Source organism: Paenibacillus sp. J31R34 (assembly GCF_059383715.1).
In genome coordinates this window covers 1-18,609 of record NZ_JBXENU010000001.1, presented here as the reverse complement: position 1 = coordinate 18,609, position 18,609 = coordinate 1, and the positions used below count along the sequence as shown (strand labels likewise).

The following is an 18,609-nucleotide window of genomic DNA, read 5'->3' as shown; positions in this document are numbered from 1 at the left end:
GGCAATTGACCCCATAAGTAGTGACAAAACTAAACTAGATCATAGGGCCAGTCATGATGGCGAGGAGGATATGAATGATCGATTTGACGGTATTGTTGAACAGAGCGTCTGGAGAGGCATTATACTCCCAGCTTTATCAATATATTAAGCAAGAAATTTTGAGAGGAAAGCTGGCCGCTGAGACACGGCTGCCTTCTATTCGGTCGCTGGCTGCCCACCTCCATATTAGCCGCAATACGGTGGATTTAGCCTATCAGCAGCTGTTAGCCGAAGGTTATGTTCAAAGCAGGCCAAGGAGCGGCCTATACGTTATTGATCTGGAGCTGGAGTCGTTGCCTTTGTCGCATCAAATAAATAAGATGGAGTTGAAAAATAGGGCACAGGTTAGCTCGGCGATCCGCTACGATTTTCGCTATGGCGATGTTGATGCTGCGCATTTTCCATTTGCCACTTGGCGAAAGCTATCCAATCTAAGCTTGCACCAGGATCAACAGGACTTGTGTTCATATGGCGATCCGCTTGGAGAACCTGGGCTTCGAGAAGAAATCGCCACATATTTGCACGGCTCCAGGGGAGTCAATTGCACACCTGATCAAATTATGATTGGAGCTGGTGTGCAGTATCTGCTTGGCGTGCTATCCCGCTTAATAGGTGGGGCAAGCAACGACAACAGCAACGGCATGGCAATGGAAGAGCCGGGATATGACGGAGTGAGGACGATTTTTGCGCATCATGGTTTTCACATCCACCCTATTCCGCTGGAAACGGATGGGCTGAATATACAGAAGCTTTATGAAAGCAAATCCCGCATCGTGTACATGACGCCGTCACACCAGTTCCCCTATGGAATGGTCATGCCGCTCCCCAAAAGAATGCAATTGCTGAAATGGGCAGCCGACCAGAATGGGATTATTATCGAGGACGATTACGATAGCGAATTCAGATATGTCGGCAAACCAATACCGTCCCTGCAGAGCCTCGATACCCATCATCGCACGGTTTACCTGGGGACTTTTTCAAAATGCCTGCTCCCTTCCCTGCGCATCGCCTACATGGTGCTGCCTCAGGAGCTAATAGAGCTGCACGGTGAGCAAAACTACCCATTGTATGACCAAACGGTATCACGTTTTCACCAGAAAACGTTGGAGCTGTTTATGAAAAATGGACATTGGGAAGCCCACATTCGCCGGATGCGCCATGTATACCGAGAGAAGCAATTCACGCTGATATCAACGCTTCAGCAAGTGATGGGCGCTCAAGCAACCATAATCGGCCAGGATGCCGGACTTCATATTTTGTTGCGTGTGCATAATGGCATGGATGAACATCAGTTGATTGCCGCTGCGGAGGAAGAAGGCGTCAGGGTCTACCCTGTATCTCCCTTTTGGGCAGAACGGGCTGCTGCAGAGAAATCCATGGTGCAGATCGGATTCGGCGGTTTGAGCAAGGAGGATATCATAGAGGGAGTTCATGCGCTATACCATGCTTGGTTTCGTGTGGGATAAATGAAACCACGTGAATGCAAAAGTGTAAAATGGAAAAAATCCATGACGACTTCAGCTGCACGACATGAGCAAGCAAAACGACATGAGCAAGTAAAATAAAATGGGAGATGCTATACTATCCTTAATCAGGATTTCACATGAGGATGGTGTTTTGTGCTTCGAACAATTGCTGTAACCAATGACTTGAAAGTGATAACGGATATTTCCATAACTGACCTTACTAATTCAAACATTAAATGGTTTTGGGTTGATTTTAATTCTCCAACAGAAGAAGAAACAAATTTATTGGAAACTTTTTTCCATTTTCACCCCTTAGCTATTGAAGATTGTCTGCACTTTTTACAGCGTCCAAAATTAGACCATTATGATGCTGACCACTTTTTTGTACTGCACTCCATTGACCAAAAAACTTTGCAAGCTGAAGAAATTGATTTGTTTATAGGCATAAACTTCGTGGTTTCATTCCATTTATCCAATTGCAGAGAGGTAGATGAGGCTTGGAGCCGCATAATTGAACATAAAAGTTTATCCGAGAAAGGTCATATTTTTGTTGCTTATTCAATCATGGACAAATTGGTTGACAATTACTTTCCAACTTTGTATCAAATAGAAGACCAATTAAATGAAATTGAAGACAATGTTAAAAATGAAAGCGTTGAAAAATTAATGGATACCATTTTCGATATCCGCTCTGATTTGCTCAAACTCAGAAAAACCGTTTTACCTATGAGGGAGCTTCTTTACCGAGTAATTAATTCTGAGAAAATTGATGGAATAAAAGAACAAGTCGTATACTTTACCGATATTTACGACCATTTGCTGAAGCTTTCCGAAATGATTGAATCTAATCGAGAAATGACCGCAGATATGAGGGACAGCTACATTTCAATAAATGCAAACAGAATGAATAAGATCATGAAGACACTAACCGTTATGACATCCATATTTATTCCCTTAACCTTCATTGCGAGCATTTATGGAATGAATTTTGAGTATATGCCAGAACTTACTTGGCGTTGGGGTTATTTTGGGGTCTTATGGGTTTTGTTGGGAGTTGGGTCTATCATGATTTTCTGGTTATGGCGCAAGGGCTGGTTTAAATAGATTAATGTATAAAAGCCGATATCCTGTTTCATTATAATGATCACCGTTGCCAAAGCCTACGCAACCAGCGCGCACCGATTGAGTATCGGCACGCGCTGGTTGCGTAGGCTTTTTATAAAGTTTCACTGCCCCTTTTCAATCAAAAATGCGACTTGAATCCAATCCTTCTCCTTCTTAACTGCGATAATGGGCCTGCGCATGTTTTCGCTCCTCTTAAGTTTATGCCCGGCTTTTTATTAGTGGCATAACGCCGGTAGCGGGAGCCGCAAGCGGTTATCTGTTTGCTCTGGCTAATTAACTTGCGGTCACTGATTTTCCATGTATGGCTGTCTTTCCGCGCTCGGCGTCTGGTAACGTAATGAAAGCAGTCTGTTGAATAAACATTGTAGCCTTTACGCTTGCAGCGCCTTAAAAATCCAACGGTCTCCCCCAGTGATACAGGTTTAAACCGGACCTTATTAAAAATCTTTTTGCTGCACAGCAATGTGGCACCCGCAATTTGCTCCACATATCTGTTCTGTTCCTTCGGATGACGCAGGAGCAGCCGGGAGTTGGATTCAAGATAGATTAGACAAGCTCTTTTTCCCACAATATCTGATTTAGACTTCCTTAATGCATGCATCATGGTGTTCAAGTAAAACGGCGAATAATAGTCGTCGTCATCAAATCTGGCAATATATGCATGTTTAGCTTTGATTATCGCATAATTCAGACAATATCCGAGTGATTTTTTTTCGGGAAGCTGGTAAAGGAGGATGTCCTTGCGCTGTTTGTGTTTTCTTATATAGTTCTTCAACTTCATGGAGTCCTTGTTCAGAACTACGATTAGCTCTTTGGATCTATACCGCTGCCGGTTATAATTGGCCATTAGTCGTTTAAAATGCTCCGGACGATTCGTACAGGTAATAATCGTTACAGCGTCAGATTGATAGGCACGCTTTGATTTGGCTGCTGTCTTCAAGGGTTCGCTCCTAATTTTCTGCGGCGTTTCTGTCCACGCAGAAGCTCAGTTACCGTTACAAAGCTATAGCCTTTTTGACGCAGTCTCCTTACGATTATTGGTACAGACGCCAGGCTTTGAGTCCATGGATCGCATGCATGCAGCAAAATAATGGAGCCGGCACGTGTATGAGGCACAACCCGCTTCACAATTGTGCTGATATCCTTCAACTTCCAATCCAGAGAATCCACATCCCAGTGAACAATAGTCTGTTTCATGGACTTTAGCTTATTAATGACACGTTCATTCATGTCACCACCTGGTGTACGAAACAAATTGGTGTTCACACCAGTGGTTTGAAGAATGATTTTCTTGGCTGTTTTCACTTCCTGTTCAATCCATGAATTCGAATGCTTCCTGTAATCCTTATGCTGGTATCCGTGAGACGCAATTTCGTATCCCTTTTGGCGAATCCGCCTGGCAATATCGGGATTCGATCCGACCCATATGCCCGTAAGAAAAAATGTCGCTTTGCTTATACCGTTTTTTCGAAGGACAGATAACATTCGCAGCGGCACTTTACGACCGTTAGCAATATCAAATGTCAGAGCAACGACCTTTTTATTCGTTGGAATTCGGCTCAGAACCGTACTCATATCGGATTTATTCCTCCTTGAAGAGCGGCTGTATATTCAAAGAATTTTGTTTTTTTTCAGCTGTTGGATCATATACTGAGCGCGACGTTTATAATTATGCTTCAGAACGGTACGCCTGCCTCGCTTGCGAATACGTTCACGTTCTTTTGGACGATTCATATAGTAACGGACAAGCTTTCGCGTTTGCTGCGCGGAGCTGGAGACAACAAGATCCCTCCCCGGCTTGAACAAACGGCGAATTTCAGGGGTATCACTAGTAATAAGGAAGCCGCCTGAACCGAGAATTTCATAGGTTCTTTGAGTAACCTGGGATAATTGGTTCTGAGGGCCAATTATAATTTTGGCAGAATTATAGACTTTACGGGCTTCAGTGTAGGGCAAATAGCCATGGATCCAGCTGCGCGGAATACGTGCTCCGAGAATAGGCGTCATTTCATCCCACTGCCTTCCCCAAAAATCAATTCGGGTGCCGTCCTTCACTAAAGGACGAATGAGATGGTCGAGTGATTTGAGACGGAAGTGTTGGGGATATATCTTTAATATGCGGGAATATCCGTTGGCAACTACTCCAATATTACTTCTGAGATGCTTGACGACTTTACCTTCACGGTGTACTTTGCGGTGATAACCAAAATCCATATGGGCTGCCTTAATTCCTATTTTCTTATATTCCTTAATCATAGAGCGGCAAATGGTAAAGACAAAATCAGGCTTGACTGTACGGACATAGGGAAGAGAAAAGGACTCGTGATGTGTGGGATCTTCAGTCGCCCAGTAAATATGTGGAATAGCTGTTGAACCGACAAATCTTTTAATCAACTGTTGTTTATGACCACTGTGTTCATTGGTCCAGCCCATACTAATAATCAGATCAGGCTTGAACTGCCTGAGCAGACGGGGAAGCTTATTTCTAGTCAGTGGTCCCGAAACTTTCACAGTATGTCCTGCGTCCCGAAACCCATTGGGAAGACCATGAATCCACATCGGATGGCTTTCTAGAAACAATACTTTCATTATTGACCCTCCGCGATTTGATAATTGTAGGAGCTTTTTGATAGCACATCAAAGCCAAAGCCTTGACTCTTTAACCCCCGGATAACTGCAGGCAAAGCAGCTAAGCTCGCATCAGAAAAATCGTGAAACAGGATAATACACTTCCGTTTCAGTCTGCTCTCATGAAGTATATTTCGGATTATTTGCCCCGAAGCAGGAGAAGGAGACGAAGAGTCTTGGGAATCAATTGTCCAGTCGAAATAACGGTACTTTCTTGAACGAAGTGCGGTTTTAATAGACATCATGGTCTTTGGGCCACCTATGGCATAGCCCAAACGATTATTAGAGCCGCCGGGGAACCGGAACAAACGAGGTTTATTTCCAATAATACGGTGAAGAAAGCGTTCCATTCGATAAAAATCGGCGAAAAAGTCTTTCTTACTTTTATAAATTTTGGAATAGTCATGTGAATAGGTGTGGTTTCCTATACTGTGGCCGGACCTCACCATTTTCCTGTACATCCGGATACCGTAGGAGCTCTTATTGGCCAGCACAAAAAAAGTTCCTTTGATCTGGTGCTGTTTCAATATCTTCAATATTTGATCCGTGTTCTTGGAAGGACCATCATCAAAGGTTAAGTAAGCCACCTTGACCTTATCCTTTTTTTTATATGCAGAAGATTTCACGGGATCAATCCCCTCCTCCTTAAGGTGGACAACATGAACCGGGCGCGTGTGGTGTAATTATACATGGCAATGGCCCGCCGTCCGTTTCTCCTGATTTTCTCCCTTTCGCTTGCATTATCCAAATAGAAACGAACCTTCCTTAAGGTCTCTTTCGGGCTCGAACTGACTGCCACGTCACGTCCCGGCTTCAAAATTTTTCTGACAGCAGGTGTATCATTCGTCAGGAAAAAGCCTTCTGAACCAAGCGTTTCGTAGGTTCTCTGCGTCAACATATCCGTATAGTTTTGCAATCCTAGAACAATTTTGGCCGAGCTGAACACTTTATTCGCAGCTTTGTATGGAATAGAACCTTTTATTGATTTCTTAGGAATCGAGTATCCAAGAAAGGGCTTCATACGGGACCAATTCCGTCCGTAAAAGTCAATTCGGTAACCGTTCCTTAACAATGGACGCACCAGAATACGAATCGATTTATTGCGGTAAAGCTTTGGATATTTACGCAAAACATCAGGGTAGGCATTGGCAACAACGACTATATCCGCTTGGTATTGCTTTTTCGCTTTGGTTCTGTAGTGTACTTTGGGATGAAAGGCATAGTCCAGGTGTTCAGCAGGATAGCCCATCTTGTGGAATCGCTTGGCCGTTTTTGCCGAAATGGTAAAGGTATGGTCCGGTTTCATGCGCCTAAGCAGCGGAAGGGTGAAGACCTCTGTAAAGTTAGGATCTTCTGTGGACCAATAGACAAGTGGAATTTTATATTGGGTAGCAAGGCTTCTCACTAAGCGCTGCTTGGTCGTGGTATGATCAGGCCCCCAGCCTACGGATACAAGCAGATCAGGTTTAAAAGACGACAACTGACGGATAAGCGTGCGTTTATGCACAGGGCCCGATGCCCGCACCTGGTGTCCGAGGTCTCTTAAACCGTCAGGCAGCCCGTATGACCAAAGCTTTCCTCGTTCCAAAAACAATATTTTCAATTATTTCCACCATCCTGTAATAACAATGACAGTTGCATAATCAATTTTTCGCGGTTGACATATATATGTGGAAAAGGGGGCATTCGATGAAGCCATTATTTGAAGCGGTATATCGTGTCAATACGAAAAGGAAGCTCATAGCTCTGACATTTGATATTGGTTGGGGCAGCAGGGTACCTATACCTGTACTTGATGCACTGTCAGCGAATGAAGTGAAGAAAGCAACCTTTTTTCTATCCAGCCCGTGGGTATTAAAACACCCCCGTTTAGCCCGGAAAATTAAAACAATGGGTTATGAAATCGGATCGCATGGACAGCTTCATGAGAATTATACAGAGCACAGCAACAGATGGATCACCCGTGAAGTGAAAGCAGCTGGTTCAGCTATACGTAGAGTTACAGGCGTAAAATGCCGGCTTATCCGTACACCGAATGGAGATATGAATCACCGTGTTACAAATCTGCTTGGATCACTAGGATACTATACGATTCACTGGAGTGTGGACTCCATGGATTGGACGAATCCGGGGGTTCGCTCGATAATCCGGAATTCTACCTTAAACGTAAAACCTGGTGACATTCTGCTGCTTCATGCAAGCGACTCGGCTCGGCAGACAGCTAAGGCGCTTCCCTTTATCATCCGTAAGCTGCGAAGAAAAGGATTCGATTTTGTGACCGTATCGGAATTATTGAGCATGGGAACTAGATAACTCCCTTTTTTTGCAAAATGTCCAGCACATTGGCCGCTCTTTTCTTATAGGAATGCTTGGCTGCTGCACGCACAGCATGCTGCCGTATTTGTTCACATTTTTGCGGGGAGCGTTGATATTTCGCAATCAGGTGCCTGGTCTCCTTCTCTGAAGAAGAAACGAGCAGTTCCTTGCCTGGACGGAACCACCTGCGTACTTCAGGTGTGTCATCTGTAATCAGCAGGCCACCTGATGCGAGAATTTCATAGGTTCTTTGAGTAAGTCTATCCTCTGCATTTTGAGGGCCGATAACAAAATCAACGGAGCTGTATACCTTAACGGCTTCTTTGTAGGGCAGATAACCATGAACGCGTTTGGCTGGTATCGCTGTTTTGAATAAGCTCTTCATTTTCTTCCAATCCCGGCCATACAAATCCACTTTCAACCCGGCATCCAAGAAAGGATTAACTAGCCGCCTTAGGGACTTGAAACGATAATGGCCGGGTTTCTCGCGGTATAGCCTCGTGTATCCATTGGCTACAAGAGCAGCATTTCCTTTATACCGCCTAACACTCTTACTTCTACGGTGAGTATCCGAATCACTCCCGAAGTCCAAATGTGCGGCATGAAGAGACAGCTTTTTGAGGCGTTGAACGGTTGGTCGATGGATGGAAAAAACAAAATCAGGATGTGTTCGGCGAATTAACGGGAGAGAAAATATATCTGAATAGCCAGGGTCTTCTGTGGACCAGTAGACGAAAGGGGCACCCGACATTCGAACCAGCTTGGCAATGAGCCGCTGCTTACGGGGGGTATTGTTAGCAGGGGTCCAGCCCATTGCAAAAATAAGCTCCGGTTTAAATTGTTTAATCAAGCGCGCGGCTCCCTGGCCTGGAGCGCATGTTTTGACCTTGTGCCCCAATTTTTGGAAGCCTTTTGGCAAACCGTAAATCCACATGGGGTGGGTCTCCAGAAACAAAATTCGGCGTATAGTCATTTTTGTCTCCTTGCTTCAATCGCATTTTTCTACAGGTGCCAACATTATATTCATGACTTTCGCAGTTGAATAGGCTTCAACCTATCAAAGCCATGTTTTCTTTGGCTACCTTGGATTCGCTATTACAGGCGATACAAAATAAAAACGCAACCTGTATCAGGCTGCGTAAAATGTCTAATTTGATGGGGCCTAGGGGGATTGAAATGCTCCCTGTCAAGCGGACAGTGTAAAAAACAAAAATAGTTCGTTCATTTAGATACCTCAGCTTGTATGGAATAAAGCTGGGGTATCTTTGTTATACCGCTCTTCGGTATTCGCTTGAGGACAAACCAACCAAACGCTCAGTGTAGCGGTAATTATTGTAATAACGAATATATTCTTTAACGTCCTTGAGGACGTCTTCATATGTGTCATACTTCGTAAGATAATAGCTTTCTGACTTGTACGTACCCCAAAATCGTTCAATAGGCTGGTTATCCAAACAGCGACTTACACGAGACATGCTTTTCATAAATCCGTATTTTACATGGAGTCGGTTATACTCGTGAGACGTGTACTGGAAGCCTCTATCGCTTTGGAGGAGAGGGGACACTCCTGGATGCTTAGTATACGCCTTTTTCAGCGTATCCATGACCAGCTTATTGTTGTTGGAATGGCTTAACACCCACGAGACAATGGAATTGTCATATACATCAATAATCGCACTTAAATAGGCTTTACGCCCATTTCCGTACTTCAGTTCTGTCACATCAGTAGACCATTTTATATTCGGAGCAGGGGCATCGAAATGGCGATTCCTTACATTTTCAACGACATGTTTCTCCATGATTTTCACGTAATGTGCCCGTTTCTTGCGAATGACTGCTTGAAGTCCAAGAGCTCGCGTTATGCGGTAGTAACGCTTTTTGTTGTACTTCTTTTTGAGCTTGCGATTGAGTTGCATACGCATTTGACGATAGCCAAGTATCCCTTTTCGCTTGTCATAACGAAGCTTCACTTCTTTAGCCAACGCACGAACGTCAAGTTCCCTAGCAGATGGTGTCCACTTCAACCACTTGTAATAGGCAGATCGAGCAACTCCAGCTAACGTACACAACTTCGTGATAGCGTAACCTTTTTTTGGTTTAGTTCTTGAATCGCTTGATACAAGTCTAATTGCCGAACAAGGGTTAGCGTGGTTTTCGTCGCTTGATCTCTGCCAACTTTTTTGCGAAGGCATTCTCCATCTCTAGGTATTCATTTCGCGCTTCCAGCTCTTTGATCCTTAGCTTGAGTCGTTCATGCTCGTCCAGTTCTTCTACAGGCTTTTTGCGACCCCGATGGTCTTGAAGAGCCTGCTCATCGCCCGCCTGATATTTCCGAACCCATGCGTACACTTGCTGATAAGACACACCGTACTTCTCAACCGCTTTCTGATAGATTAATTCATTCGCGATGGTATATTGTGCGATTTCAATCCGTTCTTCAACAGTGGTTTTACGTCCTTTTTTCATAGGAGACAGTCCTTTACCTTTAAGGGTAGATTTTAATTCTATCTCCTGAGTATACTTGGAAATCCACTTCGTCAACACACTTCTGCTTGAAATATGATGCTTTTTTGTCGCCTCTTCTACCGAGAATTGTCTAGACAATACATCTTGAACAGCAGCAAGCTTTAACTCCTTGGAGTAGGCGTTCCATGTTCTTGATTCCTTGAGCCCGCCTACACCATCTGCTTTATATTTCCTGATCCATTGTCTGACCGTATGTGTGCTACATCCTAATTGTTTGGCTTCATGATGAGGATTGGACTTGCGCTCCAGGCACCAATGTACGACTTGTAATTTCCTTTTTAAGGATACGGGACTTCTTTTAGACATTAGAAAAACTCCCATCATTTGTAGTCGTAGAAGTTTTTGTTTTTTCTACTGTCTACTATGAAGGGAGCACTTCATAAATGTGGTGACGTTTTTGTTGTATTTGGCCTAATAGACTGAACCATAAACATACGAGATATTTTGGGTTCTAGTACGTTATTTAAAAGATTATGTGCGGCAGCATTTAACTAGTAACAGCTTTTTCGAAAATTAGGACTTTAGAAACAGCTCACAAGGATAAATTACATTAAAAGGGAATTATTCGACATTATCTCCTACTGAACCTATGGGAAATAGAGTAAATAGAAGTTTTAACCTGATATCTGTACATTACTGTCGTTGTTTACGCTTACCTCAGATTTGATCCAATATTTCTCTTAACTTATACTGTAAATCATTATACTAATCATCCAGATAGAAGCAAAAAATTAAATATATTGGATAAGAGGAGATGATAGACTTGTATTCGCATTTAATCAGAACGTAACCTATCGCACTCGTCTACTCTTTATTACTAGCGTTCAGCTTTTTGATTATTTTCGGCTTCTAAACGGTAGTGCTCGGAACTAGAAAAAGAAACGATTACAAAGGAGAGATTACGATTTTACATACTTATTCCAAATATAAAAAAACGTTGTCCGTCGCTCTAGCCTCGACCTTGCTTTTATCATTAGGTACTTTGTCAAATGGAGCCTACGCTTCAGAGAGTGGACAATCCTTTCCGACAAGTACATCATTCTCAAACCCTGCAACTTCAATATTCGAAGAAAAAATTGTTGTCAAACTTAAACAACAAGCCTTCCTTCCAAGTAAAGAAGGAAAACTTCAATTGCAACAAGAAGTATCGCCGCTATCTGCTATCCCAGAATTATCGTTTGACCCGCTAATCTCGCAGCAATTTTTACCGTCAGCTAACAAAGGCATTACTGCTAATCCGTTAGCATCCGTGTTTGATCGCTATTATTATTCCAAAATTCCTGCGGGCGCTGACGTCGAACAGTTGTTACAAAAGCTGCGAAGCTTGTCGCTCGTTGAGGAAGCATATTTAAGCAAAAAACCAGAATTAGCCAATACACCTACTCCGAACACAACAGCTGTCCTTCCAGATAACGATCCACGCTTCTCATTACAGCGTTATGCGCAAGCAGATCCTCTAGGTATTAACGCTCCGTATGCTTGGCAATTTGAAGGTGGCGATGGCAAAGGAACCCAGTGGGCCGATGTCGAGTGGAGTTGGGCATTAAATCATGAAGATCTAGCCGCTCATAACATACAGCTTTTGCCAGGTGGCATTAATGATGGAGATGGTAGTCACGGTACGGCTGTACTCGGAGTTGTATCCGCGGTTGACAATGCTATCGGCAATATCGGGCTAGCTAACAAAGCAACGCCCTATGTATCCTCTTTAGTTCGTTCAGGTGGCGCAGCAGAAGCCATTTTAGCGGCCACACAAGTATTATCTCCGGGTGACGTTATTCTGCTCGAAATACAGATTGGTTTTGGCGGTCCTTGGTTACCTATCGAAACACAGCCAGCAGAGTTTGATGCAATCCAATATGCAACAAGCTTAGGTATTGTCGTTGTAGAAGCGGGAGCCAACGGAGGTGCTGATCTCGATCAGTACCAGCATTGGGATAATAAATACATCTACAATCGGGATCTCCCAGATTTTAAAGATTCTGGAGCAATACTTGTAGGAGCGGGATCATCAACTGCACCTCACTACAGACTCGACTTTAGTAGCCATGGCAATCGAATCGACGTTTTCGGTATTGGTGAGAACGTTGCTACCTTAGGTGCAACAAGTACGGCTTCGACAACTGGTTATACCGACTATTTCAATGGAACATCTTCCGCTTCACCTGTCGTTGTAGGCGCGATTCTACAACTGCAAGGGATTGCTAAGGCTAATTTCGGCGAACCGTATTCGCCAGCTGAAATTCGTAGAATACTGAGATGGTTACCGTTCAATACCCCGACTTCCGATATGGCTAATGATAGAATCGGCACCCTACCGAATTTGAAACAAATTATATCAAATTTACCTACGCCAGGTGCCGTACCTAACGACACAGAAGCACCACTAGCACCAACCAATCTAGTTGTTAATACGATCACTGACACAGTTACCTTGAATTGGACAGCTTCTACGGACAATGTTGGATTGATCGGTTATGACATTTATGTGAATAACGATCCATTTGCTAAAGCAAGAACGACTAGCAACTCCGCTACGATTAGTGGATTAACAAGTGGTTCATATACATTTACTGTCAAGGCTCGGGATGGCTTTAGTAATTTGTCTACGGAAAATAACTCGGTGACGGTTCAAGTTGACGATTCCATTACTCCATGGAGCGCTTCCTCCATTTATGTTCAATATGACATTGTTTCTTATAACGGAGTGAAGTATAAAGCCAAATGGTGGACGCAAAATCAACCTCCAGATCTGAATAGTAATCTATACGATGTATGGACTGTGCTCGGCCCTTACTAAAAAGATTTCAAGCCGACTTGGGCATGCAGATATCCGTACTACAATGAATATTTACGGTCACGCTCTACAATCGATAGATCAGGCCGCTGCCAATACATTCAACCCTATAATGTCTCCGAAAGCAGAAATTATCTCAAAAGAAACGCTACGTAATGGCATGCCGTTTTTTCGTCCCCTATTCGTCCCCAAGATATATATTTTGATGATATTGCTTTAATGGTATACCTCTAAAAAATGTAAAAACCCTTGATTCCTCAAGGGTTTTTACATTTATATCATGGTGGAACCTAGGGGGACCCTCACCCCTGACCTCATCGCTGCAAGTAATGCGCTCTCCCGTATGGGGATATTACACTACCCTAATTTATCTAGCATTCGACGGGAGGGGCGTTCCATTCATTCACGATATACACGCATCAACTCATTAAGGCTCCAATGATTCGGCTACCTTCATGGCCTCATCGCCCGAAATCGGACCGGACACGCCATACTGAATGCCGTCAACCACCCAGAACAGCTCCGTGAACTCGGCTTGCTCGAAAATAAAGCCGTCCGCTCCGCCCACTTTGGTCTGTGTGAACAGCTCCGTCGGGAACGCCGCCGGCATGCGGCTCGCGCTGAACGTCACCGTCTTATCACCCGAGCCGTATGTGAAGTTTAAATCTCTGAGCGGTTGGTCCTTCATTCCCACGCCGACGATCTCAGCCAGCTTGAAGCCTTCCGGGGCGACTTGAGGAACAAGCACACCGGAACCGAAAGCTGCTTTCGCTGCCTCCGCCGTTCCTAACGGAGTTGTGATCAATTGGGACAGCTCCGAACCTGTGGCTCCTCCGTTACCGGGCAGCACGATTCCGGGCGAATGATCCGTTGGCGTCGGGACTGCGTCGGGCTCTTGCAGCATCGGCAATGCCGTCACAATGACGACCGCCGCGACCAGCGCTGCCGCTCCTGCAGTCCAGGCTTTCGGAAGAACGAATCGGCGGTGGCTTCTCTGCTCCGCGGCGGCTTCTTTCCTAATCTTCTGTTTAACGCTATCGCTCATTTCCATTCTAGAAAACAACATATCATCCAACTCCTTTTTCAAATCTTGACGTAAATTACGCTCCATGTCCGTCATCGGTTTTCTCCTCCTTGCGCATTTCCCGAGCCAACGCCTCGCGCGCCCGGTGCAGTCTGTTTCTCACGGTACCCTCAGGCGACGACGTCGCTTTCGCAATTTCCCGTGTGTCCAAGTCCAGATAATAATATAAATACAAAGCCTCCTGATACGGCAGAGGCAGACGCAGCATATGCCGCAAAATCTCGCTTTTCTGCAATCTTTTAAGCGCTTCTTCTTCCACGTTGAATATCCGTCCCCGCTCCATCAGGCTCGGATCGGTCGGCTGTTCCGTAAACATCCGCACGCCCATCTTGTCCCGGCAAATGTTGATAGCGATCGTGGTCAACCAGGTTTTAACCGCGCTATCTCCACGAAACGAGTTCCAGTTGCGATAAGCGCGAAGAAATACCTCCTGACTGATATCCTCGGCAAGATGCTGATCTCCGGTATAAAAATAAGCGGTGCGCATGATCGTCGAGCCAAAGCTTTCCATCAGCTGCTCTAGAGCTTGAGTGGGATCTTTCGGGAAATTTTCCTTGTTATTCGAGCCGGCCGGCTTCACTGAATCATCACCTCCACCTATTAGACGGCCTGAGCGCATTTTTCGCTGCACTGCGCTTTAAATCTGACAGTCCAATAAAGATTGAGCGAATTTGAGCTTAATTGCCCATACTCCTTCTAGCTTGAATTTCATACGATAAAAGCCACATGAACAGTATGCCTGTTGATGCGGCTTTTCGACTTCATCTTTAGTTTAAAAAATACCCAATATGCGTTTATACTAACAGTATTTTCTCTAGATGACCTCATCGCTGCCAGTGGAGAGGTGGGGTTTTGTACGTTAGGAAAACACGGAGGAAAGCCTTTAAGAATATACCCTATTTGGGTTTTAGATTTCTAAGTTCAAGTGGACCCATGCACCCACAAAAGAAAAACTGTGACCAAAACCAATGTTAGTAATCAATCCTTGATAATATTTTCAAATGAAGTGAAATCCTTGGAAAATTTAATTGTGATTCTGAAATACTCTTGCCCTTTATTATTGACTCATGTCTTTAATCTGTTTAAGACAGATTCTATCTTGAAATAGAATAATTCATAGTATTGAAGTTGAGAATGTAATATTCATTTTGAATAAATTAAAGCGATTCTATTTCACCAAGAACTATGATATTATTTCCATATTTAGACGCTATGGGGGAGGGATATTGTTTGCTTTTATTTAATTTAGATTATGAAACAAGAGATCATTCTGGTATGCTAGGAGCATTCCAAGTAATTAGTGTTTATGATGAGCAGACTGGGAAAGATCTTACGGATAAGATTAATCAAGGAAAGCATTACTTTAATATTGAACAAGTTATTCGAGATCTTGAATTTGATCCTGATCGTACGGACTATGATATTGAATAATTAACATGTTATATCTTTAATAGTTTAAAGACCTTTTTACGTTTCCATCATGCTGATCAGAAACGTAAGAAGGCCCTTTATTGTTTATAAGCTACGAGGCTATAATACAATTACTGTTTTCGAGTCTCTTCTTGGATTTTTATTCGATATTACAAAAAAATTAATGTTATAAATCCAAGTGAATATGATTCGTTCGTGATCAACATGTAGTCAAGCAAATGATAAGTAAAAACATATATATCGAATGTGGGAAAATAGAAAATAGGCTTTTATGTTTTCTTATTCCACGGCGGGCTATAACCTTAATTTATAAGGGGTTTCTTCATTTGGGTTTGGTTTCCATTAGAATTGTTAAACAAGGAAGAAGTTATCTATTTCATGAATGCTCTTTATTATTTTGCTTTTCTCGACCCTGTAAACTTCAGCAAGCTTTTGGCTATAATCGAATCTAAGGGCAGCGTTACTATCAAAGTTAAATGCCATTTGAGTTATCGATCCTAGCTTTTCATACTCGACCATTATGTTTTCAACTATACTCTTGTATTCCTTACTGATATTAGACAATGCATCATTAAATATTTGGTCAAGGTGCTGTTTGACCTTATTACCTTCCTCAGCTAAATATTTTTTTGTAAATGATGCTAGTACTCCAACAGTAAAACTCCCCACCAATGCACCGATAATCGGAATAGGAATAAGGAACTGTCCCGCGACTGCACCAAGGGTTGTCAGTCCACATTCCATGCATACCATTTGCCCATTAGTAATAAGTTCTCCCATATCGATTACTCCGTTATTAAAATCCATCGCTAATGAGGCAACCCCAAAAGCAGCAGATGTAAAAGCAGCTGCCAATGGCGCGCCCATATTTGTATAATTCGTCAATGCATAAATAGACATGGCTGAAACACCGCCGCGTCCGCCACCTTTCGCAAAATCAATACCGATATCCTTCCAATCCTCTGAGGTGAAATGGAAAAGATTCTTGCCTTCTTCCTTGTTCTTTTTGTAAACGCCTGCAATGACACTGATACTACCGCCGATTAGGGCGCCGAGTAACATTGCATTAATCCCATCTTTCCAGCTTGGCTTGCTCGCCTGCTGAGCCTGATCCTTCTTTTCACTCGTTTTTTCTCGTATACTCTCTTTTATTTCTTCATTTCGTTGGCTCAGATTTTCTCCATTCTCGTTGATCGTCTGATTTGCCGTTCCTTGTTGAACCTCAGCGTAATTAGATATCGAAGGTTTAACGACTTGATCAAATGACTGTCCCGTTTCTCTTTCAATTTCGCGTACTTTCTCGAGAATTTTTTTAGCAGTTCTCTCGCTAAGCCCATCTGGCTTATTACCATCCACAATCTTTTTGATTTGCTCATAATGATCTTTTGGAATATTGCAATACGATCCATCCTTCCCAAAAATGTCGTATTTACCCATATGATCGAGAATGTGGTCCAAATTATTATTGAGACCATTAATGAATTTCGATTGTACTTTGATACCGTCGATTAAGTAGTCTTCTGGCGCAGTCCGACCAACGTTGTCAAATGTTGCCGTGGCTTGCCTACCCTCCAGCATATCACGGGCATTCCGGATATTAACCTCGATGTTCTCGGCAATTTCTCCATGTTTGGTTAAATCGCTACCTAATATATTTCCAGGTTTTTTCAGGAATTCACGAATCTTATCTACTTGTTCCATAGCCTTTATCAAAGCTTCATCCTGACCCTGCAGTTGGAAATGCTCCAATTCTTTCAACCTTAGCAACTGATCTCGGAGCTCAGCCTGTCTTTCCTCATTCCAGTAGTGAACCAAGGAACCAATTGTCTGATCAACGGATGCCTCATAAATCCGTTTCATATCCTATGAACTCACTTTTTTGTTAATGAGTTCTGATAGCGAATATGTATTATTGACTAACGCACCTAACTCTAGTTTTTGTTTCTCATCGAATTTCAAATAATCGGTTATATCTGTTTTCTTAAGACTATCAAGTGAAGTAAATAATCCTGTGCTATGCTTCTTAGTCAGGAGCTTCAGCTTCCTAATTTCCAAACTAACACTTTGTAATACTGCGATTTGCTTCACGATCTCTACAGTTTCTTTTTGCGCTTTAATCGCTATTTTTTTATTCTTATTATTCGCGACTATCGCTCCTGTAGCAAGGCCTGCAGCGCCAATTCCCCAGCCTACTGGTCCAGCAAGTGCTAGAAGAGCACCTCCACCAGCCATACCACTCCCACCAGCTACTATTGCTCCACCACCTAACCAAGCTAATGCGGCATTTGTAGCTGCTGCCCCAGCAAGAGATGAAATAGCTACACCAGTCGAAGCGGTTCCAAAAGTAGTAGCGATGGCTAAGGCAGCTGTTGGTCCAAACGCTGCGATTCCAATCCCTGCAGCAACACCAGCTCCGGAGATCCCTCCAGACACAATGTTTGCCGCTTTCTCATCGTACTTAATATCAAGAATAGCTTGAAACTTATTCAGAAGTATCTTTACCTTCTCGATCTGACTTGCGAATGACTTAGGTGTATGAGCAAGAGTATTAACGTACTCCTCTACTAATTTTATGAGGACCGATGCTTTATTTCTAATCTCTAAAAGCAGGATTGCGTCGTTTTGCACATTCGTGCCAATTGTAGCATATTTTTCACTGGCCTCTTTCAATTGATTTAATGCACTTTTTTTCATCTCCGAATTTAGCATCTAACTTCCTCCATTATATGTATAAGTTCCTCTTTCAAAATCCTTATTAATTAATCGTCATTATTTTCTACAACTTCAATAATCGTTTCAACTATTCAATCCTTACCTGGAAAGTGCCCAACTCTTTTATAATAACACAATATTTACCTTTTAGGTTAGGAGATTCAGAAGAGAAAAAAGGGGCTGTCCCAAAAGCATGAAGTTCGCTGGAGAAATAGCTCCCTTTCAACCCAAATACTTGAAAACATGAAAAAATAGCCGTACAGGGTGTCTATTCCTGTACGGCTATTTTTCTCTTTTGGTATATGGGTGCTTGCTTCATGAGATTATGGGCAAGCGAAAGCCACCCGACCTCCAGACTTACCTTAGGCAAGCTGCGAAGCAGAAAACGCCGGAATCCCCGGTTATTTTTTATCTGCCCGAATACACTTTCGGGTTCAATCATTCGTCTTACCGACAGCGCATATCCTTCCTCGCTGCGCAGTTTT

The 18,609-nt window shown here is 43.2% G+C and carries 18 protein-coding genes; 5 read left to right on the top strand and 13 right to left on the bottom strand.

Annotation, left to right across the window (positions count from 1 at the left end; translation table 11 throughout):
• Nucleotides 1–74 precede the first annotated feature (74 nt).
• Together pdxR and corA are read left to right on the top strand one after the other, a co-directional pair.
• The gene (gene pdxR, locus AC50YG_RS00090; protein WP_494823895.1) at nt 75–1,505 is read left to right on the top strand and encodes a MocR-like pyridoxine biosynthesis transcription factor PdxR; all 1,431 of its coding nucleotides are present in this window, start codon (nt 75–77) and stop codon (nt 1,503–1,505) included.
• 153 nt (nt 1,506–1,658) lie between these two features.
• Entirely contained in the window at nt 1,659–2,609 is a 951-nt protein-coding gene (gene corA, locus AC50YG_RS00085) for a magnesium/cobalt transporter CorA (RefSeq protein ID WP_494823893.1), read from the top strand.
• A gap of 139 nt (nt 2,610–2,748) precedes the next feature.
• Here corA and AC50YG_RS00080 read toward each other — a convergent pair whose 3' ends face one another.
• Genes AC50YG_RS00080 through AC50YG_RS00060 form a run of 5 tightly spaced genes read right to left on the bottom strand, consistent with a single transcriptional unit; the run spans nt 2,749 to nt 6,861 of the window.
• The gene (locus tag AC50YG_RS00080) at nt 2,749–3,570 is read right to left on the bottom strand and encodes a glycosyltransferase family 2 protein (RefSeq protein ID WP_494823891.1); all 822 of its coding nucleotides are present in this window, start codon (nt 3,568–3,570) and stop codon (nt 2,749–2,751) included.
• A complete protein-coding gene (locus AC50YG_RS00075) occupies nt 3,567–4,205 on the bottom strand; it encodes a polysaccharide deacetylase family protein (protein WP_494823889.1) in 639 nt (212 codons plus the stop codon). Before AC50YG_RS00075 ends, AC50YG_RS00080 begins: the two co-directional genes overlap by 4 nt.
• Nucleotides 4,206–4,241: 36 nt before the next feature.
• A complete protein-coding gene (locus tag AC50YG_RS00070; protein WP_494823887.1) occupies nt 4,242–5,219 on the bottom strand; it encodes a CgeB family protein in 978 nt (325 codons plus the stop codon).
• Nucleotides 5,219–5,884, bottom strand: coding sequence for a polysaccharide deacetylase family protein (locus AC50YG_RS00065; RefSeq protein WP_494823885.1), 666 nt, complete (start codon nt 5,882–5,884; stop codon nt 5,219–5,221). Before AC50YG_RS00065 ends, AC50YG_RS00070 begins: the two co-directional genes overlap by 1 nt.
• Complete coding sequence (locus AC50YG_RS00060) at nt 5,881–6,861, bottom strand: CgeB family protein (protein WP_494823883.1); 981 nt, start codon at nt 6,859–6,861, stop codon at nt 5,881–5,883. The genes AC50YG_RS00065 and AC50YG_RS00060 overlap by 4 nt, the downstream gene beginning before the upstream one ends.
• Nucleotides 6,862–6,947: 86 nt before the next feature.
• Here AC50YG_RS00060 and AC50YG_RS00055 point away from each other — a divergent pair, with 86 nt between their 5' ends.
• Complete coding sequence (locus AC50YG_RS00055; protein WP_494823882.1) at nt 6,948–7,571, top strand: polysaccharide deacetylase family protein; 624 nt, start codon at nt 6,948–6,950, stop codon at nt 7,569–7,571.
• Here the strand turns inward: AC50YG_RS00055 and AC50YG_RS00050 are convergent.
• The 3 genes from AC50YG_RS00050 to AC50YG_RS00040 all read right to left on the bottom strand — a co-directional run bounded on the left by AC50YG_RS00050 (nt 7,564) and on the right by AC50YG_RS00040 (nt 10,406).
• Nucleotides 7,564–8,547 carry a CgeB family protein gene (locus AC50YG_RS00050; RefSeq protein ID WP_494823880.1) on the bottom strand — a complete coding sequence of 328 codons (984 nt, stop codon included), beginning with the start codon at nt 8,545–8,547 and terminating at the stop codon, nt 7,564–7,566. The genes AC50YG_RS00055 and AC50YG_RS00050 overlap by 8 nt on opposite strands.
• A gap of 295 nt (nt 8,548–8,842) precedes the next feature.
• Complete coding sequence (locus AC50YG_RS00045; RefSeq protein ID WP_494823879.1) at nt 8,843–9,766, bottom strand: IS3 family transposase; 924 nt, start codon at nt 9,764–9,766, stop codon at nt 8,843–8,845.
• A complete protein-coding gene (locus AC50YG_RS00040; protein ID WP_494823876.1) occupies nt 9,717–10,406 on the bottom strand; it encodes a helix-turn-helix domain-containing protein in 690 nt (229 codons plus the stop codon). The genes AC50YG_RS00045 and AC50YG_RS00040 overlap by 50 nt, the downstream gene beginning before the upstream one ends.
• A gap of 553 nt (nt 10,407–10,959) precedes the next feature.
• On the opposite strand from AC50YG_RS00040, the gene AC50YG_RS00035 reads away from it, so the two are divergent.
• Complete coding sequence (locus tag AC50YG_RS00035) at nt 10,960–12,900, top strand: S8 family serine peptidase (RefSeq protein WP_494823875.1); 1,941 nt, start codon at nt 10,960–10,962, stop codon at nt 12,898–12,900.
• Nucleotides 12,901–13,324: 424 nt separating this feature from the next.
• On the opposite strand, the gene AC50YG_RS00030 is transcribed toward AC50YG_RS00035, so the two are convergent.
• Together AC50YG_RS00030 and AC50YG_RS00025 are read right to left on the bottom strand one after the other, a co-directional pair.
• A complete protein-coding gene (locus tag AC50YG_RS00030) occupies nt 13,325–14,017 on the bottom strand; it encodes a DUF4367 domain-containing protein (RefSeq protein ID WP_494823873.1) in 693 nt (230 codons plus the stop codon).
• Nucleotides 13,998–14,561, bottom strand: coding sequence for an RNA polymerase sigma factor (locus AC50YG_RS00025; RefSeq protein ID WP_494823872.1), 564 nt, complete (start codon nt 14,559–14,561; stop codon nt 13,998–14,000). The genes AC50YG_RS00030 and AC50YG_RS00025 overlap by 20 nt, the downstream gene beginning before the upstream one ends.
• A gap of 650 nt (nt 14,562–15,211) precedes the next feature.
• On the opposite strand from AC50YG_RS00025, the gene AC50YG_RS00020 reads away from it, so the two are divergent.
• Nucleotides 15,212–15,412: a hypothetical protein gene (locus AC50YG_RS00020; RefSeq protein WP_494823870.1), complete on the top strand. Its 201-nt coding sequence runs from the start codon at nt 15,212–15,214 to the stop codon at nt 15,410–15,412.
• Between the two features lie 351 nt (nt 15,413–15,763).
• Here AC50YG_RS00020 and AC50YG_RS00015 read toward each other — a convergent pair whose 3' ends face one another.
• From AC50YG_RS00015 to AC50YG_RS00005, 3 genes are all read right to left on the bottom strand, one after another.
• Complete coding sequence (locus AC50YG_RS00015; protein WP_494823868.1) at nt 15,764–17,272, bottom strand: hypothetical protein; 1,509 nt, start codon at nt 17,270–17,272, stop codon at nt 15,764–15,766.
• A 3-nt stretch (nt 17,273–17,275) separates the two neighbouring features.
• Nucleotides 17,276–18,121, bottom strand: a complete 846-nt coding sequence (locus AC50YG_RS00010; protein ID WP_494823867.1) for a hypothetical protein — start codon at nt 18,119–18,121, stop codon at nt 17,276–17,278.
• Between the two features lie 271 nt (nt 18,122–18,392).
• Nucleotides 18,393–18,609: transposase (locus AC50YG_RS00005; RefSeq protein ID WP_494823865.1), on the bottom strand; the 217-nt coding region annotated here is incomplete at its 5' end.